The 19573-nt window shown below is 64.0% G+C and carries 17 protein-coding genes and 2 tRNA genes; 14 read left to right on the top strand and 5 right to left on the bottom strand.

Annotation, left to right across the window (positions count from 1 at the left end; translation table 11 throughout):
• Positions 1-3: 3 nt before the first annotated feature.
• From KMZ29_RS15015 to KMZ29_RS14995, 5 genes are all read left to right on the top strand, one after another.
• Positions 4-1875, top strand: a complete 1872-nt coding sequence (locus KMZ29_RS15015; RefSeq protein ID WP_215619994.1) for a hypothetical protein — start codon at positions 4-6, stop codon at positions 1873-1875.
• Between the two features lie 107 nt (positions 1876-1982).
• Positions 1983-3743: a NosD domain-containing protein gene (locus KMZ29_RS15010; RefSeq protein WP_249779954.1), complete on the top strand. Its 1761-nt coding sequence runs from the start codon at positions 1983-1985 to the stop codon at positions 3741-3743.
• A 60-nt stretch (positions 3744-3803) separates the two neighbouring features.
• Positions 3804-6911 (top strand): efflux RND transporter permease subunit, encoded by a 3108-nt coding sequence (locus tag KMZ29_RS15005; RefSeq protein ID WP_215619992.1) that lies wholly within the window; start codon positions 3804-3806, stop codon positions 6909-6911.
• Between the two features lie 60 nt (positions 6912-6971).
• The gene (locus KMZ29_RS15000; RefSeq protein WP_215619991.1) at positions 6972-7703 is read left to right on the top strand and encodes a tRNA-uridine aminocarboxypropyltransferase; all 732 of its coding nucleotides are present in this window, start codon (positions 6972-6974) and stop codon (positions 7701-7703) included.
• A gap of 78 nt (positions 7704-7781) precedes the next feature.
• A tRNA-Cys gene (locus KMZ29_RS14995) sits at positions 7782-7855 on the top strand.
• Between the two features lie 64 nt (positions 7856-7919).
• Here KMZ29_RS14995 and KMZ29_RS14990 read toward each other — a convergent pair.
• Positions 7920-8099: a hypothetical protein gene (locus KMZ29_RS14990; protein ID WP_215619990.1), complete on the bottom strand. Its 180-nt coding sequence runs from the start codon at positions 8097-8099 to the stop codon at positions 7920-7922.
• A 254-nt stretch (positions 8100-8353) separates the two neighbouring features.
• Between KMZ29_RS14990 and KMZ29_RS14985 the strand changes: the two genes are divergently transcribed.
• A complete protein-coding gene (locus KMZ29_RS14985) occupies positions 8354-8611 on the top strand; it encodes a hypothetical protein (protein WP_215619989.1) in 258 nt (85 codons plus the stop codon).
• Positions 8612-8632: 21 nt separating this feature from the next.
• On the opposite strand, the gene KMZ29_RS14980 is transcribed toward KMZ29_RS14985, so the two are convergent.
• Positions 8633-8845, bottom strand: coding sequence for a hypothetical protein (locus KMZ29_RS14980; protein ID WP_215619988.1), 213 nt, complete (start codon positions 8843-8845; stop codon positions 8633-8635).
• Between the two features lie 160 nt (positions 8846-9005).
• Positions 9006-9080 (bottom strand) — tRNA-Asn (locus tag KMZ29_RS14975).
• 270 nt (positions 9081-9350) lie between these two features.
• Here KMZ29_RS14975 and KMZ29_RS14970 point away from each other — a divergent pair.
• The 6 genes from KMZ29_RS14970 to KMZ29_RS14945 all read left to right on the top strand — a co-directional run bounded on the left by KMZ29_RS14970 (position 9351) and on the right by KMZ29_RS14945 (position 16561).
• Positions 9351-9530, top strand: coding sequence for a hypothetical protein (locus KMZ29_RS14970; protein ID WP_215619987.1), 180 nt, complete (start codon positions 9351-9353; stop codon positions 9528-9530).
• 166 nt (positions 9531-9696) lie between these two features.
• The gene (locus KMZ29_RS14965; RefSeq protein WP_249779696.1) at positions 9697-10374 is read left to right on the top strand and encodes a protein-L-isoaspartate O-methyltransferase family protein; all 678 of its coding nucleotides are present in this window, start codon (positions 9697-9699) and stop codon (positions 10372-10374) included.
• Positions 10375-10592: 218 nt separating this feature from the next.
• Positions 10593-11999 carry a TolC family outer membrane protein gene (locus tag KMZ29_RS14960; protein WP_215619986.1) on the top strand — a complete coding sequence of 469 codons (1407 nt, stop codon included), beginning with the start codon at positions 10593-10595 and terminating at the stop codon, positions 11997-11999.
• A 370-nt stretch (positions 12000-12369) separates the two neighbouring features.
• Complete coding sequence (locus KMZ29_RS14955; RefSeq protein WP_215619985.1) at positions 12370-13149, top strand: PopZ family protein; 780 nt, start codon at positions 12370-12372, stop codon at positions 13147-13149.
• Positions 13150-13299: 150 nt separating this feature from the next.
• The gene (locus tag KMZ29_RS14950; protein ID WP_215619984.1) at positions 13300-16167 is read left to right on the top strand and encodes a valine--tRNA ligase; all 2868 of its coding nucleotides are present in this window, start codon (positions 13300-13302) and stop codon (positions 16165-16167) included.
• A gap of 7 nt (positions 16168-16174) precedes the next feature.
• Positions 16175-16561: a VOC family protein gene (locus KMZ29_RS14945; protein ID WP_215619983.1), complete on the top strand. Its 387-nt coding sequence runs from the start codon at positions 16175-16177 to the stop codon at positions 16559-16561.
• 235 nt (positions 16562-16796) lie between these two features.
• Here KMZ29_RS14945 and KMZ29_RS14940 read toward each other — a convergent pair whose 3' ends face one another.
• Positions 16797-17396: a DNA-3-methyladenine glycosylase gene (locus KMZ29_RS14940; RefSeq protein WP_215619982.1), complete on the bottom strand. Its 600-nt coding sequence runs from the start codon at positions 17394-17396 to the stop codon at positions 16797-16799.
• Positions 17397-17541: 145 nt separating this feature from the next.
• Between KMZ29_RS14940 and lipA the strand changes: the two genes are divergently transcribed.
• Positions 17542-18501, top strand: coding sequence for a lipoyl synthase (gene lipA, locus KMZ29_RS14935; RefSeq protein WP_215619981.1), 960 nt, complete (start codon positions 17542-17544; stop codon positions 18499-18501).
• A gap of 10 nt (positions 18502-18511) precedes the next feature.
• Complete coding sequence (locus KMZ29_RS14930; protein WP_215619980.1) at positions 18512-18970, top strand: type II toxin-antitoxin system RatA family toxin; 459 nt, start codon at positions 18512-18514, stop codon at positions 18968-18970.
• Here KMZ29_RS14930 and KMZ29_RS14925 read toward each other — a convergent pair whose 3' ends face one another.
• Positions 18971-19573 (bottom strand): CinA family protein, encoded by a 603-nt coding sequence (locus KMZ29_RS14925; RefSeq protein ID WP_215611820.1) that lies wholly within the window; start codon positions 19571-19573, stop codon positions 18971-18973.

Genomic DNA, 19573 nt, shown 5'->3' with positions numbered 1-19573 from the left:
GACATGGTGGCGATACCCGCAAGTGCAGGGATGACGATACGGCCATCTTCGCCTGCGCGAAGCCGGCGGGGAGCGGGCTGGCGCATCGCGCTCCTGGCCGGCGTCTTGGTCGCGACATTCGGCAGCGCGGGCGCCGCAGCCGACGACAAGAGCGAACTCGTTGGGACGATGTCACGCGCTGACCGGGTACTCGCCGAGACCGCTGCGCTTATGGAAATAGCCCGTAAGGAAGCAGCGATCAAAGATGAGCAGCAACGCAAGGAAAATGATCGGAAATATCGAGAACTGAACGAATGGATGGCAAAGAAGCAGATCGAAGCAGACATACGTCTCCTGACCAAGAAACCGCCGCCAATCGAGGAATCGGCAGCCATGATTCGTATGGATATGGAGATCGAGCGCGCGAAGAAAAAACCAATGACCGTCGCGGAAGCCAAGGCGGCCACCGTAGACAACGCCATCCATCTGGATATCCAGGTGAAATCGAAATTGCTGTGGGACACGCGCCAGGTTGTTGCTAAAATTCAAGGGCAGATCGGAACCGAGAGCAATCCACTCAAATTGCGGCTGCTGGAAAAGCAGCTCGAACGGCAAACCACCGCGGCCGAAGCCCTGCTGCGCTGGTTTCATGGGCCGGACTGGAAATACCGGACCGCTGACAAACCGGACACGGATCAACGCCCCGGACGGCCGACCGTCGAACAGTTCTCCGGTCATGCATCGGGCATCCTGAAGCAGTCGGACGCCTACGACAGAGAGCTGCGGATCGTTCGCCAGACCGTCAACATCAAGAACATCATGCAGGACGCAACGGAAGCGTTCGGATCCGGCCGCGCCGGACCGGGTGGTGTCTCGCTGCACCTCGCTGCGGAGGTGGAGCCGCCGCTCGATCCTGGCGCGATCAAAGGCGCCGAGATCGCCGGCGGTCGCCTCCATCTGAATTACGGGAACGAGCGACTGGCGTTTCCCGATCTTCCCCTGGATTTTCTGGCATTGGCAATTCGTTCGATCTATGGCGGCGAAGGTATCGTCGGCGGGAAGCTAATTGCTGACGAATCCGCGGCCGTGGTGATCGACACCGGCCGTGACCGTTATGGCGAACTCGTCTGGAATAAGGAGTTCCTGCCGTCGCCGAGGCCTCGGCCGCGCGATGGTGGAGAGATGGACCTGATGCTGGGGCCGGCGATCGGCCTCATGGCCGCTCCCGAGCCCAGCATGCAGCGCGTGCTGTATTATGGGCCGATTGCCGATACGCGGCTCGGCAACGTGCTGCTGGCGGCGGATCGCGTCATCCTGGAACTCATTCAGGGCGTCGACAGCGTGTACGGGAAGCCGCTGCCGCCGATCGCTATCGAGAATTATCGCTCAAGCCTCGAATACGAGGCGCGCGCCGCCCTTGCCGGCACTTCGGAGCGCGCCAGGCCCGCGCGCCGCGCTCGACCGGCAGCGCCGGAGAAATGGTGGCTGGATTCGACTTTCCTCACCTGGATTCCGGAAAAGGTCGTCTTGACCCGGACCGGTGACGCGCTGAGTTTCGGACCCGTCCGGATGAAACTCGCAATCTGGTCGGCCGACGGCCAAAACGATTCCCTGGATCCCTATGACCTGTGGCTGGGCGAGTTCTCGTCCCGTCACTACGACGGGTTGGCCGTTCGCTTCCCTGTCCTGAACGATCTCAAGACAGCAGCCCAGACGGTCGCGATCATTCGCTGGCTGAAGAACCACCGCGTTTCGCTCGATACGAGCTGGGCGGATCACTATTCTCTGTCCCTCGATCCGGTGCGCTCGCCGGCCACGGTCAGACTTCCGCACGTGGAATTGATCAAGAATCCCGACGGCAAGCCGATGATGCAGCGAGCCGCGTCGGGCCGGTGATTGGTACGGTCCCGACCAGGGCGTTGAGAGATGGAATGGAGTCGATGATGCGGTGCAATTCCGGTTCCTGCGTTCGCCGATGTGGTCCAGCCCCAGCGTTGATCACGGTGGTTCTCGCGATCATGGTGAGCACGCCGTCGCGGGCTGACGTCAGGGCAAACTGGGACTACCTCGTCGGGGCATTCTTTTCGCCCGTTTCCCCGGAGTTGGCCCGCGACCTCGGCATTCCCGAGAAGGCGTCTCTCGTCCTGGGTGTCGGCAAGGGCGGCCCGCTCGACCGGGCCGGGATCGAACGCGGCGACGTCATTGTCGCGATCGACAATCGTCTGACGGAAGCAGGGAAGAGCGGCAATGTCACGATTTTGCGGCAGGGAAACCGGGTCACCAAAACAATCACCACGGAACAATATGATCTGGATCGCGCCGAGCTGGTTTCGCCCCAGACGGCAGCGGCGCCGCGGACGATCACGGTCGGCCCGTCGGGCGGAGGAAACTACCGGACCATTACCGCCGCGATTGTGAAAAGCAGTTCGGGTGACACGATCATCGTGCAATCAGGCATTTACAGAGAGGAACTCGTAGCGGTCTCTGGCATCCGCATCCAGACGAAGGACAGCGGGATCGTTGCCGTCGAGGCCGCCAATCCGCTGAGGCTGGTCGGAGTCAATAACGTTAGCGTCGACGGCGTGACCCCCGCCATTCAGTCAGGGCCAAGCCCAAGCGGAACCGGAATGGTCGTCCAGAACGCATCCGGCATTACGCTGAAGAATTTCAGCGTGGAAGTTTCCGGCACGCAAGCTGGGATTGCAGTGTCCAAATCGCGCGACGTGTTGATCCGGAACGTCGCCATCAGCGGCGGCGCGGACACCTTCGGTATACGGCTTTCCGGTTCGCAAGCGGCCATTGCCGATTCGGTCCTGCATGGGCACAAGATCGGCGTCGGTATCGGCTCGGGAAATCGCGGCGTGATCCTGCAAAACCTGTTCGCGGAAAATCAGTATGCGGTTGTTTCGAAGGACTCCGAGCTTACGATCCGCGGAAATTCGATCGGTGGCGCCGGGAATTTTGCACTTGCACTGGTCGGTAGCCGGGCGCTGATCGAAGCCAATACCATTCGGGACTATCAGGTCGGCGTGGACCTGACGGGCGTGGAGGCGACGCTGACCGGCAACACCGCCTCCCAGAATCAAAATGTCGTCCAGATCCACGGTGGCAACGTGCGTGTCACGGCCAATACCATGTATTTCAACCAGGGCAACGGCGTCACGGTCGAGACCGGCAAGCGTGATGCCCGCCTCGCGACGGCGCGAGTGGATGTCGGCGGCAACAAGATTTCCATGCACAATGGGATAGCGATATTGGCTGGATCTGGAACCGAAGCGGTCATTTCCGGCAATATCGTGGAAGCCAATCAACACGGCATCCTCGTCCTCGATGGCCGCGCGGTCATATCCGGCAACACGGTTGTTTATCAGAAGAACAAGGGACTTGAGATTGTCGGAGGGCAGGCGGACGTTAGTCTCGACCACAATCTGGTCGCTTACAATCTGATCGGTGTGGCGGTCGACGTCGATGCCAAGGCGCGGTTGAACTACAACAATGTCTACGGCAACCTGGCGAGACGGGAATACCCGCTGCTGGACGGCAACTATCTGAGGACTGATCAACTGCCAACCGGTTCCGGCGACAAGTTTTACATCTCCGTAATGCCCGCCGACGACCTGAAGGGCGCGACCGATACCGCATTCGATCCCGGTTTCGGCGACACGCCGGGCAACTACCAGCCAGGGGCAAACTCTGAGTTGGCGCGGCTTGCCTCGGAAGGGCATACGATTGGTGCGATTGCGCCTGGAGCGTCAAAGAACTAGAGAAAGGGGGGCGGCGATCGACTCCGATGTGGGTCGTTAGGTGAGCGGAAATCAGTAGCAATGGCATCGATCTCGGAGCCGTTCATTCGCCGTCCGGTAGGCACCACCTTGCTGGCGGTCGGGCTGTTCCTGGTCGGCATGGTCGCCTACGCGTTTCTCCCTGTCGCCGCGGTTCCCAACGTCGACTTCCCGATGATCCGGGTGTTCGCGTCGCGGCCGGGCGCCGACCCTTCGGTGATGGCGGCGACCGTTGCTGCCCCCTTGGAACGGCGGCTCGGCGAGATCGCCGGCATCACCCAGATCACCTCTACGAGTTCGCTCGGCACTACCAGCATCCAGCTGCAATTCGCCATCGGCCGCAACATCGACCGCGCCGCGCGCGACGTGCAGGCCGCGATCAACGCCTCGCTGGCAGACTTGCCGAGCGACCTGCCGTCGCTGCCGCGCTTCCGCAAGGCCAATCCCGCGGCGGCGCCGGTGTTCGTGCTGGCGCTGACGTCGAAGACGCTGACTACCAGCGCGATGTACGACGCGGCCGATACCGTGATCGCGCAGCGCATCTCGCAGGTGCCCGGCGTCGGCGAGGTGATCGTCAGCGGCGCCGACCAGCCCGCGGTGCGCATCGCGCTCAACCCGGTCGCGCTCGCCAATGCCGGGATTGCCACCGATGCCGTCCGGCTCGCGATCATCAACGCCAATCCGCTCGGTCCGGTCGGAATTTTCAATGGCGACCGGCAGAGCGAGACCTTGTCGACCAACCGGCAGATGCGGACGGCGGCCGAATTCCGCGACATCCTGGTCAAGAGCTCGAACGGCAATTTCGTCCGGCTCTCCGATGTCGCCGAGGTGGAGGATGCCGTCCGCAACAGCCGGTCGATCGCCTGGTTCAACAAGCAGCCGGCAGTGCTGATCCAGATCACCAAACAGGGCGATGCCAACGTCATCGATACCGTCGATCGCGTGAAGGCGCTGATTCCCGAACTGAAGCAATGGCTTCCCGCCGGGGTCGAGATCTCGACCCTGGTCGATCGCACCGGCACCATCCGCGCCAGCGTCCGGGACATGCAGTGGACGCTGTTGGCGACCGCCTTCCTGGTCATGGTGGTGGTGTTTGCCTTCCTGCGCCGGATCACGCCGACGATCGCGGCCGGCGTATCGGTGCCGCTGGCGCTGGCAGGCACCTGCGCCGGCATGTGGCTCGCCGGTTTCTCGATCGACAATCTGACGCTGATGGCGCTGGCGATCTCGGTCGGCTTCGTGGTCGACGACGCCATCGTCATGATCGAGAACATGCACCGCAACCTCGAGCAGGGCATGAAGCCTTACGAAGCGGCGGTCGAAGGCGCCAAGCAGATCGGCTTCACGGTGCTGTCGATCTCTCTGTCGCTGATCGCAGCCTTCACGCCCCTGATCTTCATGGACGGCATCGTCGGCCGGCTCTTGCGGGCATTCTCGCTGACCTTGACCTTCGCCATCGTGGTTTCGACCGTGGTGTCGCTCACGATCACGCCGATGATCTGCGCGCACTACATCAAGGCGGCGACCTCCGGTCGTGCGACCTGGTTCGACCGCGCCGTCGAGGGCACGTTGTCGCGCATCGTCACCTTCTATGAGCGGACGCTCCGGGTCGTGCTCGGCTTTCCCCTGCTGACCCTGGTCGTGTTCTTCGCCACCATCGCGTTGACCGTGGTGCTCTACATCAAGACCCCGAAGGGATATTTCCCGGTCGACGACTCGGGCTTCGTGATCGGCTCGACCCGGGCTTCGGCCGACACCTCGTTCCAGGCGATGCTGAAGCTGCAGCAGCAGCTCGCCGATATCGTGATGGCCGATCCGGCCGTGGCGGGGATCGGTTCGGTGCTGGGCGGCCCCGGCGGTCCCGGCGGCGGCGGCGCCAATCGCGGGGTGATGTACATCAGCCTGAAGCCGCCGGAGGAGCGCGGCGGCATCTCGACCCAGCTCGTGATCGACCGCTTGCGCAAGGATCTCTACCGGGTCGCCGGCATCCGGCTGTTCATGTTCGCGGCACAGGATATCCGCGCCGGCGGTCGCCAAAGCGATTCCGACTACCAGTATACGCTGTCGAGCACCGATCTCGACCTCCTGCAGAAATGGGCGCCGATCGTCGCCAAGCGGATGGAGACCGTCGAGGGCATCACCGATGTCTCCAGCGACCGCGATCCCGGCGGGTTGCAGCTGACGCTGGCGATCGACCGCAGGGCGGCGTCGAGCCTCGGCGTCCGCGTCCAGGACATCGACAATGCGCTGAACAATGCGTTCGCGCAGCGGCAGATTTCGATCGTCTACACCCAGCGCAACCAGTACATGGTGGTGCTGGAGATCGATCCGAAGTTCCAGTCCGATCCGTCCAACCTCGAGCAGATCTTCGTCGCAGGCGCAGGCGGCGTGCAGGTGCCGTTATCCGCCGTGGTGCACACCACCCGCGGACTGTCGCCGCTCGCGGTCTATCATTCCCAGTCGTTTCCCTCGACCACGGTGTCGTTCAACCTGCTTCCCGATGTGCCGCTCGAGGTCGCCACGTCGAATATCCAGCGCGCGGTCGACGAATTGCACATGCCCGAGGGCATCCGCGGCAGTTTCGACGGCAATGCCGGCGACTTCAACAAGACCAGCGGGCGGCAGCCGCTATTGATTCTCGGCGCGCTGGTGGCGATGTATATCGTGCTGGGCGTGCTCTATGAGAGCCTCGCCCATCCCCTGACCATCATCTCGACGCTGCCGTCCGCTGGGCTCGGCGCGCTGCTGGCGCTGCAGGTGACCAATACGCCGCTGACCGTGATCGCCTTCGTCGGTATCATTCTGTTGATCGGCATCGTCAAGAAGAACGGCATCATGATGGTGGATTTCGCGCTCGACGCCGAGCGTCACCGCGGCCTCTCGTCCGCCGATGCCATTTTCGAGGCCTGTAGCGCCCGGTTCCGCCCGATCCTGATGACGACGATGGCGGCACTGTTCGCCGGCATCCCGCTGGTGATCGCCACCGGGCCCGGCACCGAGCTGCGCCGGCCGCTCGGCATCACCATCATCGGCGGCCTGTTCGTCTCGCAGATCCTCACGCTGTACACAACGCCGGTGATCTACCTTTTGATCGACCGGCTGCGGCGGCGGCGATCCGGGCCGGTCGCGGCTGTGGCGCCCGCGGAATAGCCCCATCGGACGGGCGTTTGCGTTGTTGAAGCGCAGGCCCGCGAAGCGTATAGCGGGCCCATGTCAAAACCATCCGAGCCTGAAACGGGCGCCGCCGCTGAGGCGGTGCCGGACTGTCCGCAATGCCATAAACCGATGCCGCTGTGCATCTGCGACAGCATCACGCCGATCGAGAACAGGATCGAGCTGTTGATCCTGCAGCATCCGCAGGAGCAGGACAGGGCGCTCGGCACCGCGCGGCTGACCGCGCTGCATTTCAAGAACGCGGTACTCAAGATCGGGCTGTCATGGCCGAGCCTGTCCAAGGCGCTGGGACGGCCCGTCGCCGATCCCTCGCGCTGGGCGGTGCTCTATCTCGGTTCGGCGAAAGTCGCCGACCTCGACACCGACCAGGACATCGTCGCCATCAACCGCAAGGGCGAGGTCGAGGATCACCAGCGCGGAATCTTGCGGGATATCGAAGGTATCGTGCTGCTCGACGGCACCTGGAGCCAGGCCAAGGCGCTGTGGTGGCGCAATGCCTGGATGCTGAAATGCCAGCGCGTCATCTTGGGCCCCGCGCACCCCTCGCGCTACGGCAGGCTGCGCAAGGAGCCGCGCCGCGACGGCCTTGCCACCATCGAGGCGGCGGCGATGCTGCTTTCGAGCCTGGAAAAGCGGCCCGACATCGCGGAAACGCTGCATGCTAGTTTTGAGCGGATGCTGGCGAGGTATCGACAAGTGCAGGGCACGATGCCCGAACTCGTGCCCAAGCCGAAGAAGAAGGATTACCGGCGGCGCAGACGGGCTTGAGCAAAGCGTTTTCGAGAGAGGCTCTCAGCGCCTTGGTTGCCTATGGCAGGCAGGCCGTATATGAGTTCGCCCCCAAGGGGCCACGTGGCGGAGTGGTTACGCAACGGTCTGCAAAACCGTGTACACCAGTTCAATTCTGGTCGTGGCCTCCATTAATTTAATCAATGCCTTGCACTGATTATCTAAGAGGCCGAAAGAGGTCGATTGGGCGTCCTCTCAGCAGGCGGCGTACCAGCCTTCGGGAAACGGAACCAGCGGCCAGGCGTGCTGGTTGTCGTTGGCGGCTTTCGGCGCCTCTTCGAACAGCGGCAGTCCGGCCAAAAAATCTTCCTGCGGCGCGGGTTCAATCGCCATTCTGACGCTCTCCAGCAATCGGTTGTATTCAACTTCGCTCATCGCGCGCTCTCCTGGTTCGAGAACGCACGATCTCAAAAGTGTTTTGTTTCCAGATTGAACGGATCGATCAAATTGTATCGATCCCGTAATCCCAGCCGTCTTGGTTACTTTTGCCCTAATTTCCCCGCCGGCAGACTAGGCGGTTCCATCCGCGTCCAAATGTGAGAAAAATCACATTTTCCTGAAAAATTTTCCCGTATTTGCCAAACCACCACGGCTCCGGCGAGCCGTCAAGCGAACGAGGGAGAACGGCGATGACAGCGAAGTTTCAGCGTGCCTGGGCCAAAGCGAGCCGCGCCAATCTGGCTGGTACGATCGGTTTCCTGCTGGCGCTGTCGGCATCGCATTCGGCGTCCGCCGCGCTGGCGAGCCCGGAGCAGCGCAAGGCCTGCAGCCCGGACGTCTACCGTCTCTGCCCCGGCGAAATCCCCAACGTCCGCGCCATCACCAACTGCCTGCGGCGCCAGAAGGCGAGCCTCAGCGAGGCCTGCCGGGCGGTGTTCGAACAGTGAGACGACGGGGCCCGCGTCGGTTCAAACGACGATTGAGGCCAGCAACCAGATCGACGTCGCCCAACCGATCGCCCAGATCGCCGTCGTGATGCAAAGCACCGGCAGAAATTGCGTGAAAGTCGTGACCTTGGTCCGCCAATCCGGCTGCGCACCGGAAAACGACACCGCGTTCAAGGTCGAATAGAGCGGCCAGCCGAAAATGGCTTTTGCGGCATTGACCTCGGAAAGGCTCATGACAGGACCCTCCAATCCAGAGAATCGTCTGGATTCGCTCAGCAACGATAGCGAAGCTAGCGGCTGAGGTGGTTAACGCGTCATTAAGGAGCGGCGCGGACAGCAAGAAACGCTGTTCGCCTGAATTAGCGCATCAGTCTCGTGGCAGGTTGAGAGACTTTGGCTCCCCGGGCTGGATTCGAACCAGCGACCATTCGATTAACAGTCGAATGCTCTACCGCTGAGCTACCGAGGAACAGGCGAACCAGTCGTTCGCGAGACGGGCAGCGTATAACAAAGCCTTCCGGGCTTGCAAAGGACGAAATATCCCGTTCTGACGCGGTCTCGGGAGGGCGCCGAAACCGCTTGCCGCGCAAGGTTTTTTGCGGTTTCCGGCCCGGCGAGGACACGGCGCCGGTAGCCGGTCGCCGCGGCTGTCGGCGCGCCCGCGTCATGACTGCCGCCAAATCGACCCATTCGCGGACGACGTTTGGTGCTGCCGGACTCGAACCCCTGAGGTGATTCGATGCCAGACGTCTTGACCGACCTGCTGAAACCGGTGCCGTCGATCGTCCCGAGCGACATCCCCATGCTGAGCGACGACGAATGCCTGCGCCGGCTCGCCCGGGCTGTCGCCGAACACGATTCTGAGCATCTGGACGAGGTGGCGCGGCTGATCGGGCGGCTGATAGCGACGATCGAATAGGCATCGCCGGCGCGCAGGTAGCGCGGGAAGCAGGGCGGAATGCTGGTTCCGGCCTGCGCCAGCGCCGTGTTGCGTTTTGGCGAGCCTTGTTCCAAAGATGGCGCGGTTTCGCTCACCCCGCGGGGCTATGTCCGCCGCTTTCTTAGGTTCGCCCAAAGGTTCGCCCATGCCCGGTTTTTCGTCCGGTTTTTCAACCGCGCGCCAGAAGATGGTCGATGGTCAGGTTCGCCCCAGCGACGTCACCGATATCAGGATCCTCGACGCCATGCTGGCGGTGCCGCGCGAAGCATTTGTCCCGCAAAATCAGCGCGCGCTGGCCTATCTGGACCTCGATCTCGATGTCGGCGAGGGGCCTTCCGCGAAGCGCTTTTTGATCAAGCCGGTGGTGACGGCGAAGATGCTGCAGGCGGCCGAGATCAAGGAAGGTGACAGCGTTCTGGTGGTGGGGTGCGCGACCGGCTATGCGGCGGCCGTGGCTGCCAAACTGGCCGGGCAGGTGACGGCGACCGAAGGCGATTCTGCGCTGGCCGCCAAGGCAAGGGACGCGCTTCTCCAGCTTGGGCTCGGCAATGTGACGGTCCGCGTGACCGCGGCCGCCGAAGGGGATCCGGCCAACGCACCCTATGATGTGATCGTGCTCAATGGCGCGACCGAGATCGCGCCGGACCGGCTCTGCGGTCAGCTCAAGGAGGGCGGCCGGCTGGTCGGCGTCTTCGCCACAACGCAGCCGCAGCGGGCTACGATCGTGACCCGGTCGCATGGCGATTTCGGGCATCGGGCGCTGTTCGACGCCGCGGTTCCGGTTCTGCCCGGGATGGAGCGGCTTCCGGCCTTCGTTTTCTAGCCGATTCGGGCCTTCCCAGCCCCCGATCGCTGTTAAAATTCCGTTCTGAATCAGAAGTGTGGCCCGGATGCCCCACGTGAAGAGTTTCCGCCGGGTTCGGTTGCCTGAGGGTTTCGTCCCGCTTGCCTCCGGCATAAGGTGAGGTGGGACTCACTTGCAATGCCGACGTCCGGTTCGCTCGCTCGAACCGGTGAGTGAAAACGAATGGATTACACGGGATGCGTGGGGTGAAGGTCGTTACCGGAGCTGCGGCTGCGGCCCTTCTGTTGGCTTTTGCGGGCCCGGCGCCCGCCTTGGCCGATACGATTGAGGCCGCGCTGGTGCGCGCCTATCAGAACAATCCACAGCTCAATGCGCAGCGCGCCTCGGTCAGGGCGACCGACGAGAGCGTGCCGCAGGCATTGTCGGGCTATCGCCCGCGCGTCGCGGTCACCGGCAGCGCCGGTTACCAATTCACCGAAACGCTCACCACTGCGGGCGGCACGCCCGAGAAACTCGTCCGAACTGGAAATCGCGGCGCCAACTCGCCGCGCAGCATCGGCGCTACAGTGACGCAGACGCTGTTCAACGGACAGCAGACCGCCAACAAGACCCGCGCGGCGGAGAGCCAGGTCTCGGGCGCGCGCGAAGCGTTGCGGGTGCTCGAACAGACGGTGCTGCTGCAGGGCGCCACGATCTACATGGATTACCTGCGCGACTCCGCGATCGTCGAGGTTCAGAAGAGCAACGTCCGCGTTCTCGAACAAACCTTGAAGCAGACCCGCGACCGCTTCAACGTCGGCGAGGTCACGCGTACCGACGTCGCGCAGTCGGAGGCGCAACTCGCTGCCGGCAAGACGCAATTGCTGACGGCCGAAGCCAACCTGACGACGACGCGATCGAAATTCCGCCAAATCATCGGCAACGAGCCCGAGGCTCTCGCCCCGGGCTCGCCGATGGATCGCTTCCTGCCGGGAACGCTGCCGTCGGCGGTCGAAGTGGGCCTGACGCAAAATCCGAACGTGACCGCCGCTATGTTCGGCATCGACGTCAGCTATCTTCAGGTCAAGGTCAACGAAGGCGCGCTGTTGCCGACGGTGACGCTGCAGGCCTCGGTGCAGCAATCCTACGAACAGACCATGACGATCCAGCGCTCGTTCGGCGCTTCGGCGGTCGCGCAGCTGTCGGTGCCGGTCTATCAGGGCGGCGCCGAATACTCGCTGATCCGCCAGTCCAAGGAAACCCTGGCGCAGCAGCGCCTCAATCTCGAGCAGGTCCGCGACCAGACCCGCGCCAACGTGGTGACGGCATGGGGACAACTGGTTGCGGGCAAGGCGCAGGTCCAGTCTGCCCAGTCGCAGGTGACGGCTTCCGAGATCGCGCTGAACGGCGTGCGCGAAGAGGCCAAGGCCGGCCAGCGCACCACGCTGGACGTGCTGAACGCGCAGCAGGCGCTGGTCAACGCCCGCGTTGCACTGGTCACCGCGCAGCATGATCGCGTGGTCGCTTCATACGCCGTGTTGAACGCCGTGGGGCGCTTGTCGCCGCAGGTGCTCAATCTGCCGACCACCGTCTACGATCCGAGCGTGCATTATCACCAGGTTCGCGACAGCTGGTTCGGCGTTCGCAATCCCGACGGCCGCTGATCGCTTCGTCGACATCCGCGGCCCAAGCCGCGCATGTCCTCGGATCGTCTGGCGCGAAGACGCGCTTTGCGCTTCTGTCCGAGGGCACGCGTCGGCGGCCGTGTGCTTGAGCGTTGCAATCAATTATTGCCCTGACATACCTTTGCATGAGGCAGCAGAGCGATTCGCGCCGAAGCCTGCACCACTCGGCCGCGACGCTCTTCGGTGCCTGGGCAGGGGCGAGATCCCGTGCGATGTCTCTGATGGCGCTTGATCTGGGGACAAGTCGGGCTTGTGCGATGAAAATTCCGGCCGGCATCGCCAGGACCGGCGAATCCCGTCTTGCTTGGTGTAAAACGCGCAGGAGGGCGTTGATGATGTGGAGTCGGAGATGACGCAGCCTGCAAAGGTCCAAGAACCCTCGATGGAGGAGATTCTGGCGTCGATCCGTCGCATCATTGCCGACGATGAGTCGAAGCCGCCGGCCGCCGAAAAGCTCGCCAGCCCGCCCGCCGCTGCAAAGCCGGAGACGCCTGCGGCACCCGCAGCCAAGGCTCCGGTGATCAAGCCTGCCGTGATGAAGGATATTCCGCCGTCGGCCATCCCCGCCGCCCAGGCCGCCGCGGCGAAGGCCGCGCCGCCGCCGGCCAAGCCTGCGCCGCCTCCCGCCGCGCCGGCCGCCTCGAACAGCCAGGACGACATCGACGCGCTGCTGAACGGGCTCGATGAAGCGACCTCCGCGGAGGAGATCAGGCCACCGCAGCCCGACGGCGACGTGTTCGAACTGACCGACGAGATGGCGGTGCCGGAACCGCCACCGCCGCAACCTGCGTTCCAGAAGATCGAACCCAGGGACGATCTGGAATTCACCGAAACCGCCGCTACCCGAGCGATTCAGCAGCCGCCCGCGTTCGAGCCGCCGCCCTTCGAGCCGCCGCCCTTCGAAACGGCGCCGCCGCAGCAGATCCTGTCGCGCTCGACCGTGTCGGCGGTCGAATCCGCCTTCAATACGCTCGCCAACACCGTGCTGAGCAACAATGCGCGGACGCTGGAAGACCTCGTCAAGGAAATGCTGCGCCCGATGCTGAAATCCTGGCTCGACGACAATCTGCCGGGTCTCGTGGAGCGCATCGTGAAAGCGGAAATCGAGCGGGTTTCGCGCGGGCGCTAGGGCATTTTCCGGCACCGCCGCGGGCCGCTTGCCGGCCCTCATTCAGTCCCAGATCCGGCCTAATGCGGCTTTCGGCGTGCCTGTCGTGTTGACTTGGCGCGTTCCGGCGGCTTTCTAGCCCGTTCCATAGCCCCTGAGAATTGCACCCCGATGATCGAGAAGAACTACCAGCCCGCCGATATCGAAACCCGCATGGCCCGGATCTGGGAGGAAAGCGGGGCGTTCCGGGCCGGACGGCCCGAGCGTCGCGACGCCAGGCCGTTCACCGTGGTGATCCCGCCGCCCAACGTAACGGGCTCGCTGCATATGGGGCACGCGCTCAACAACACCCTGCAGGACATTCTTTGCCGCTTCGAGCGGATGCGCGGCCGCGACGTGCTGTGGCAGCCCGGCACCGATCACGCGGGGATCGCCACCCAGATGGTGGTCGAGCGGCAATTGATGGAGCGGCAGGAGCCGGGCCGCCGCGACATGGGCCGCGCCAAATTCCTCGAACGGGTCTGGCAGTGGAAGGCCGAGAGCGGCGGCGTCATCGTCAACCAGCTGAAGCGGCTCGGGGCCTCCTGCGACTGGTCGCGCGAGCGTTTCACCATGGACGAGGGCCTGTCGCGTGCGGTCGCGAAAGTGTTCGTCGAACTGCATCGCGAAGGGCTGATCTACAAGGACAAGCGGCTGGTGAATTGGGATCCGAAATTGCTGACCGCGATTTCCGATCTCGAAGTGCAGCAAACCGAGGTCAGGGGCAGCCTGTGGTATCTGCGCTATCCGATCGAGGGCAAGACCTTCAATCCGGACGATCCCGCGACCTTCATCGTCGTCGCCACCACGCGCCCCGAAACCATGCTCGGCGACAGCGCGGTCGCGGTGCATCCCGAGAATGAACGGCTGAAGCATCTCATCGGCCAGCACGTCATTCTTCCGCTGGTTGGCCGCCGCATCCCGATCATCGGCGACGACTACGCCGATCCCGAAAAAGGCTCGGGCGCGGTGAAGATCACCCCGGCGCACGACTTCAACGATTTCGAGGTCGGCCGCCGCCACCATTTGGCGCAGATCAGCGTGCTCGATCAGGAGGGTTGCCTCGCCCTTGCCGACAACGAGGACTATCTGCGCGGACTGCCGGAAGGCGCTGGCCAGTTTGCGGACGAACTGCATGGCGTCGAGCGTTTCGCCGCGCGCAAGCAGATCGTGGCGCGGCTGGAGGATTTCGGCTTCCTGGAGCGGATCGAGCCGAACACGCATATGGTGCCGCATGGCGACCGCTCCGGCGTCGTCATCGAGCCGTACCTCACCGACCAGTGGTATGTCGACGCGAAAACCCTGGCGCAGCCGGCGATCGCGGCGGTGCGTTCGGGGGCGACCACCTTCGTGCCGAAGAACTGGGAAAAGACCTATTTCGAGTGGATGGAAAACATCCAGCCCTGGTGCATCTCCCGCCAGCTCTGGTGGGGCCATCAGATTCCGGCGTGGTACGGGCCCGACGGCAAGGTGTTCGTCGCCGAGACCGAAGAGGAAGCGGTCGGCAACGCGCTCGGCTATTACGCCGAGCAGGAGGTCATCACGCCGGAGCAGGGGCGCGAGATGGCGCTCGACCCGGCCAAGCGCGAAGGCTTCATCACCCGCGACGAGGACGTGCTCGACACCTGGTTCTCCTCGGCGCTGTGGCCGTTCTCGACGCTCGGCTGGCCCGACGACGAGGAGGATGTGAACCGCTATTATCCGACCGACGTTCTCGTCACCGGCTTCGACATCATCTTCTTCTGGGTCGCCCGCATGATGATGATGGGCCTTCATTTCATGAAGGACGTGCCGTTCCCGACAGTCTACATCCACGCCCTCGTCCGCGACGAGAAGGGCGCCAAGATGTCGAAGTCGAAGGGAAACGTCATCGACCCCCTGCACCTGATCGACGATTACGGTGCCGACGCGCTGCGTTTCACGCTGGCTGCGATGGCGGCGCAGGGCCGCGACATCAAGCTCGCCTCGAGCCGTGTCGAGGGCTACCGCAATTTCGCGACTAAGCTATGGAATGCCTGCCGTTTCGCCGAGATGAACGGCTGCGCCTTGCCGCCGGACTTCGACGCCACCGAGGCGAAGGAGACGCTGAACCGCTGGATCGCGCACGAGACCGCGCGCGCCACGCGCGAGGTGACCGAAGCGATCGAAGCCTACCGCTTCAATGACGCCGCCGCCTCGATCTACCGTTTCGTCTGGAACGTCTATTGCGACTGGTATCTCGAACTCGCCAAGCCGGTGCTGATGGGCGAGGAGGGCGCCGCCAAGGCCGAGACCCGCGCCATGGTGGCGTGGGCGCGCGACGAAATCCTCAAGCTGCTGCACCCGTTCATGCCCTTCATCACCGAAGAACTTTGGGCGGTGACGGCCAAGCGCGATGGGCTTCTGGTATTGACGGAATGGCCGCGCAAGGCCGGCGGCCTGACGGCGGAGCAACTGGCCTTGGTGACGACGACCAGCCCGAACGATGCACTGGTGCCGCCGTTGCTGCTGGCGCTGGAGGCCGCCGACTTCAGCGATCCCGCCGCCGAAGCCGAGATCGGCTGGGTGGTCGATCTCGTCACCGCGATCCGCTCGGTGCGCGCGGAAATGAACATCACGCCGGCGACGCTGACGCCGCTGGTTCTTTCAGGCGCATCGCCTGAAACGAAGGCGCGCGCGCAACGCTGGAACGACGTCGTCAAGCGGATGGCGCGGCTTGCCGATATCTCCTTTGCCGACCGCGCGCCGGAAGGCGCGGTGCAACTCCTGGTGCGCGGCGAGGTCGCGGCCCTGCCGCTGAAGGGCGTGATCGACCTTTCGGCGGAGAAGACCCGGCTCGACAAGGAACTGGCGAAGGCGGAAGGCGACATCAAGCGCGTCGATGGCAAACTTGCCAACGAGAAATTCGTTGCCAACGCGCCGGAAGAAATCGTCGAGGAAGAAAAAGAAAAGCGCGAAGCCGCGGTGGCGAGGAAAGCCAAGATCCTCGAGGCGCTGGAGCGGCTCAGGAACGCGAGCTGACGGATAGATGCTGGACCACGTCTCCATCACCGTCTCCGACATATCGGCCGCCGAGCCGTTCTACGACGCGATCATGAAGATGCTCGGCGTGGTCAAGGTCGGCCGCCGCGACGATTGGCTCGGCTACGGCGAGCGGGCGCGGCCCGCCTATCCCGAGCGGATCTATATTTCGATCCGCAAAGGGGAGAAGCCCGATGATGCGCCGGGCCGCCACTGGTGCTTCAAGGCGAAATGGCGGACCGAGGTCGATGCCTTCTGGGATGCAGGCATCGCTGCCGGGGGCAGCGATGATGGCCCGCCGGGCCTGCGCAGCTACCACGCCTCGTACTATGCGGCGTTCCTCAGGGACCCCGACGGCAACCGGATCGAGGCGGTTTGCCATTATCCGGTGTGAGGAGGTCAGAACCTTGCGGTCGCTGACGCGTGTGCTTTTTGCTGCACACGCGGCTGCGGGTGCGCTGGCACCCGGCATTCCCCACGCCCTCTTTGGGCGGAGACTTCAGGCACAGCCCGGGCGTTTCACGCCGCGGGATCGCGGGGGGTGTGTTTGGGAAATTCATTGAAATGCAACGCGCCACGCCCTCCGTCGTCATGGCGGTCGCAGGATCGCGACGGGAGCGCGCCTCATATCAAAACGGCTTGCTGAGAAACTTCGACCCCTTCAGTCCATACCGCCACGGCAGTTCGACCGCTTTTGTAATCCCGATCCGTACGCCGGCGACGATGTCCGGCTTTTTCGCCCGCGCATGCAGCGCGATCGGCGGAGCATCGAGCGGCAGTCCATTGTGTTTGCCGGTAATCCCGAGCGCTTCGGTCAGCTTGCCCGGTCCGGAGCACAGCGCGCGGGCGTCCTGCAGGCCGCGGCGGCGGCGCATCGTGGCAATGCCATGGGTCGGCTCCAGCGCGCGGATCAGCACCGCGCTGGCCGAGCCCTCTTTCTCGCAGACGAAATTGACGCACCAATGGATGCCGTAGGAGCGATAGACATAGGCGAAGCCGGGCGGACCGAACATCACCAGGTTGCGCGGTGTCGGCCCGCGGAAGGAATGCGCCGCCGGATCGGTGTGATGATAGGCCTCGACCTCGACGATGACGCCGCCGACGCCGTCGACCACAAGCGTCGCGCCGATCAGGTCGGGCGCGACCTCATGCACGCTGCGGGCAAAGAACGCGCGCTTGAGCGGTTTGCCGAGAACGGGTGGCGTTGCGGATATGCGACTTTGATCCATTCAAAATCAGGTTTGCAAACCGGGCTTGGGGAGGGCGGAATGCGTGGGCGAAGCCAATATGCTAAAGCATGGCAGCCAACAAGCCGGGCGGTTGCGATTCCCCTTCAAGGGGATTAGCTAAGCACTTCCAAGATATGGACATTCCATGGTCGTTGTCGTCGATACCATCTCCGCCACGCCGCTCCGCCCGCGCCACCCCGAAAAGGTGAACCGGCCCGACGCCCTGTCGCCGCCGAAGCCGGGCTGGATCCGGGTGCGCGCGCCGAATACCCGCGGCTATGCCGACACCCGCAACATCGTCAAGGAAAACGGCCTCGTCACGGTGTGCGAGGAGGCGGGCTGCCCGAACATCGGCGAATGCTGGGACAAGAAGCACGCCACCTTCATGATCATGGGCGACACCTGCACCCGCGCCTGCGCCTTCTGCAACGTCAAGACCGGCATGCCCGGCGCGCTCGATGCGTCCGAGCCGGAGCACGTCGCCGAAGCCACCTTCAAGCTCGGACTTGCCCATGTCGTGATCACCTCGGTCGATCGGGACGATCTCGGCGACGGCGGCGCCGAACATTTCGCGCAGACCATCCGCGCCATCCGCGCCCGCTGCCCAAGCACCACGATCGAAATCCTGACGCCGGACTTCCTGCGCAAGGAAGGCGCGCTGGAAGTGGTGGCGAAGGCCAAGCCCGACGTGTTCAATCACAATCTGGAAACGGTGCCGTCGCGCTATCTCACGGTGCGTCCGGGCGCGCGCTATTTCCATTCGATCCGGCTGCTGCAGCGGGTCAAGGAGATCGACCCCACCATCTTCACCAAGTCCGGCATCATGGTCGGTCTCGGCGAGGAGCGGCATGAAGTGCTGCAGGTGATGGACGATCTGCGCTCGGCGGATGTCGATTTTCTGACCATCGGGCAGTATCTGCAGCCGACCCGCAAGCATCACGCCGTAATGCGCTATGTGACTCCCGATGAATTCCAGGGCTATGAGAAAGTCGCCTACACCAAGGGCTTCCTGATGGTGTCGGCGAGTCCCTTGACCCGCTCGTCGCATCACGCCGGCGATGATTTCGCGAAGCTGCAGGCGGCGCGCGCGGCGCTAGCCCGCTGAGTTTTACGCGATGCCGAAATTCTCCAGCAAGCGCCGGGTTCACCACAGCGCGCCGCAGATGTTCGATCTCGTCGCCGATGTCGAGCGCTATCCGGAATTCGTGCCGCTGTGCCAGTCGCTCAAGATCCGGCAGCGGACGCCGAAACCCGACGGCACCGAGGTGGTGATCGCGGACATGACCGTATCGTTCAAGCTGGTGCGGGAGGCCTTCACCAGCCGGGTGACGCTCGACCGTCCCAACCTGAAGATCCTGGTCGAATATCTGAAAGGGCCGTTCAGCAATCTCGAGAACCGCTGGACGTTCGAACCGAAATCCGAAACCGACTGCGACGTGGGGTTTTTCCTCGCCTACGAGTTCAAGAGCCGGATGCTGGCCGTCCTGATGGGAACCATGTTCGACACCGCGTTCCATCGCTTTGCCGCGGCGTTCGAAAAACGCGCGGACGCGGTTTACGGAAAGTCGCCTTAACTACGCCCGCGGCGGGCGCCGGCGCTTGACGGCGCTGCGGCGCGGCGAGCGCGCCACGCGCGGACGCAGCCGGCTGGCGGCCTCGCGCCGCGGCTTGGCGGGCGCCTGCGGGCCGCGCGCCAGCTCCGTCAGCATGCGCAGCGCCTCGACCACCGAGCGCTGCCGCACCGCGCTGCGGCCGATCGCGCCGAAGCGGCATTCGCGATGCAGGATGCGGCCGTCGCGCGCGGCGACGGCGAGATGGACGAGGCCCACCGGCTTGCCGGGGGTGGCGCCGCCGGGGCCGGCGATCCCGGTGATGGCGACGGCGAGATCGACGCCGGCCTTCTCCAGCGCGCCGAACGCCATCGCGGTTGCGGTCTCCTTGCTGACTGCGCCGAAGGTCGCCAGCGTCGTGGTCTTGACGCCGAGCATCGCGCGCTTGGCGTCATTGGAATAGGTGACGAAGCCGCGGTCGATCACGTCGGAGGAGCCGGGAATATCGGTCAGCGCGGCGGCGACCATGCCGCCGGTGCAGGATTCCGCGGTCGCAATCGTCAGCTTGCGCATCCGGCAGAGATCGAGCAGCGAGCGGGAGAGGGCGCGGGCGTCGCTGCCGCTCAT

This window comes from Bradyrhizobium sediminis (genome assembly GCF_018736085.1).
GTDB lineage: Bacteria > Pseudomonadota > Alphaproteobacteria > Rhizobiales > Xanthobacteraceae > Bradyrhizobium > Bradyrhizobium sediminis.
This window is presented reverse-complemented; position numbering and strand designations above follow the sequence as displayed.

Bases quoted from the DNA above. Each gene is read 5' to 3' on its own strand.
- KMZ29_RS15015 (WP_215619994.1), top strand. From the start codon at position 4: ATGGTGGCGATACCCGCAAGTGCAGGGATGACGATACGGCCATCTTCG.
- KMZ29_RS15005 (WP_215619992.1), top strand. From the start codon at position 3,804: ATGGCATCGATCTCGGAGCCGTTCATTCGCCGTCCGGTAGGCACCACC.
- KMZ29_RS15000 (WP_215619991.1), top strand. From the start codon at position 6,972: ATGTCAAAACCATCCGAGCCTGAAACGGGCGCCGCCGCTGAGGCGGTG.
- KMZ29_RS14990 (WP_215619990.1), bottom strand. From the start codon at position 8,099: ATGAGCGAAGTTGAATACAACCGATTGCTGGAGAGCGTCAGAATGGCG.
- KMZ29_RS14985 (WP_215619989.1), top strand. From the start codon at position 8,354: ATGACAGCGAAGTTTCAGCGTGCCTGGGCCAAAGCGAGCCGCGCCAAT.
- KMZ29_RS14980 (WP_215619988.1), bottom strand. From the start codon at position 8,845: ATGAGCCTTTCCGAGGTCAATGCCGCAAAAGCCATTTTCGGCTGGCCG.
- KMZ29_RS14970 (WP_215619987.1), top strand. From the start codon at position 9,351: ATGCCAGACGTCTTGACCGACCTGCTGAAACCGGTGCCGTCGATCGTC.
- KMZ29_RS14965 (WP_249779696.1), top strand. From the start codon at position 9,697: ATGCCCGGTTTTTCGTCCGGTTTTTCAACCGCGCGCCAGAAGATGGTC.
- KMZ29_RS14960 (WP_215619986.1), top strand. From the start codon at position 10,593: ATGCGTGGGGTGAAGGTCGTTACCGGAGCTGCGGCTGCGGCCCTTCTG.
- KMZ29_RS14955 (WP_215619985.1), top strand. From the start codon at position 12,370: ATGACGCAGCCTGCAAAGGTCCAAGAACCCTCGATGGAGGAGATTCTG.
- KMZ29_RS14950 (WP_215619984.1), top strand. From the start codon at position 13,300: ATGATCGAGAAGAACTACCAGCCCGCCGATATCGAAACCCGCATGGCC.
- KMZ29_RS14945 (WP_215619983.1), top strand. From the start codon at position 16,175: ATGCTGGACCACGTCTCCATCACCGTCTCCGACATATCGGCCGCCGAG.
- KMZ29_RS14940 (WP_215619982.1), bottom strand. From the start codon at position 17,396: ATGGATCAAAGTCGCATATCCGCAACGCCACCCGTTCTCGGCAAACCG.
- lipA (WP_215619981.1), top strand. From the start codon at position 17,542: ATGGTCGTTGTCGTCGATACCATCTCCGCCACGCCGCTCCGCCCGCGC.
- KMZ29_RS14930 (WP_215619980.1), top strand. From the start codon at position 18,512: ATGCCGAAATTCTCCAGCAAGCGCCGGGTTCACCACAGCGCGCCGCAG.
- KMZ29_RS14925 (WP_215611820.1), bottom strand. From the start codon at position 19,573: ATGAGCGGCAGCGACGCCCGCGCCCTCTCCCGCTCGCTGCTCGATCTC.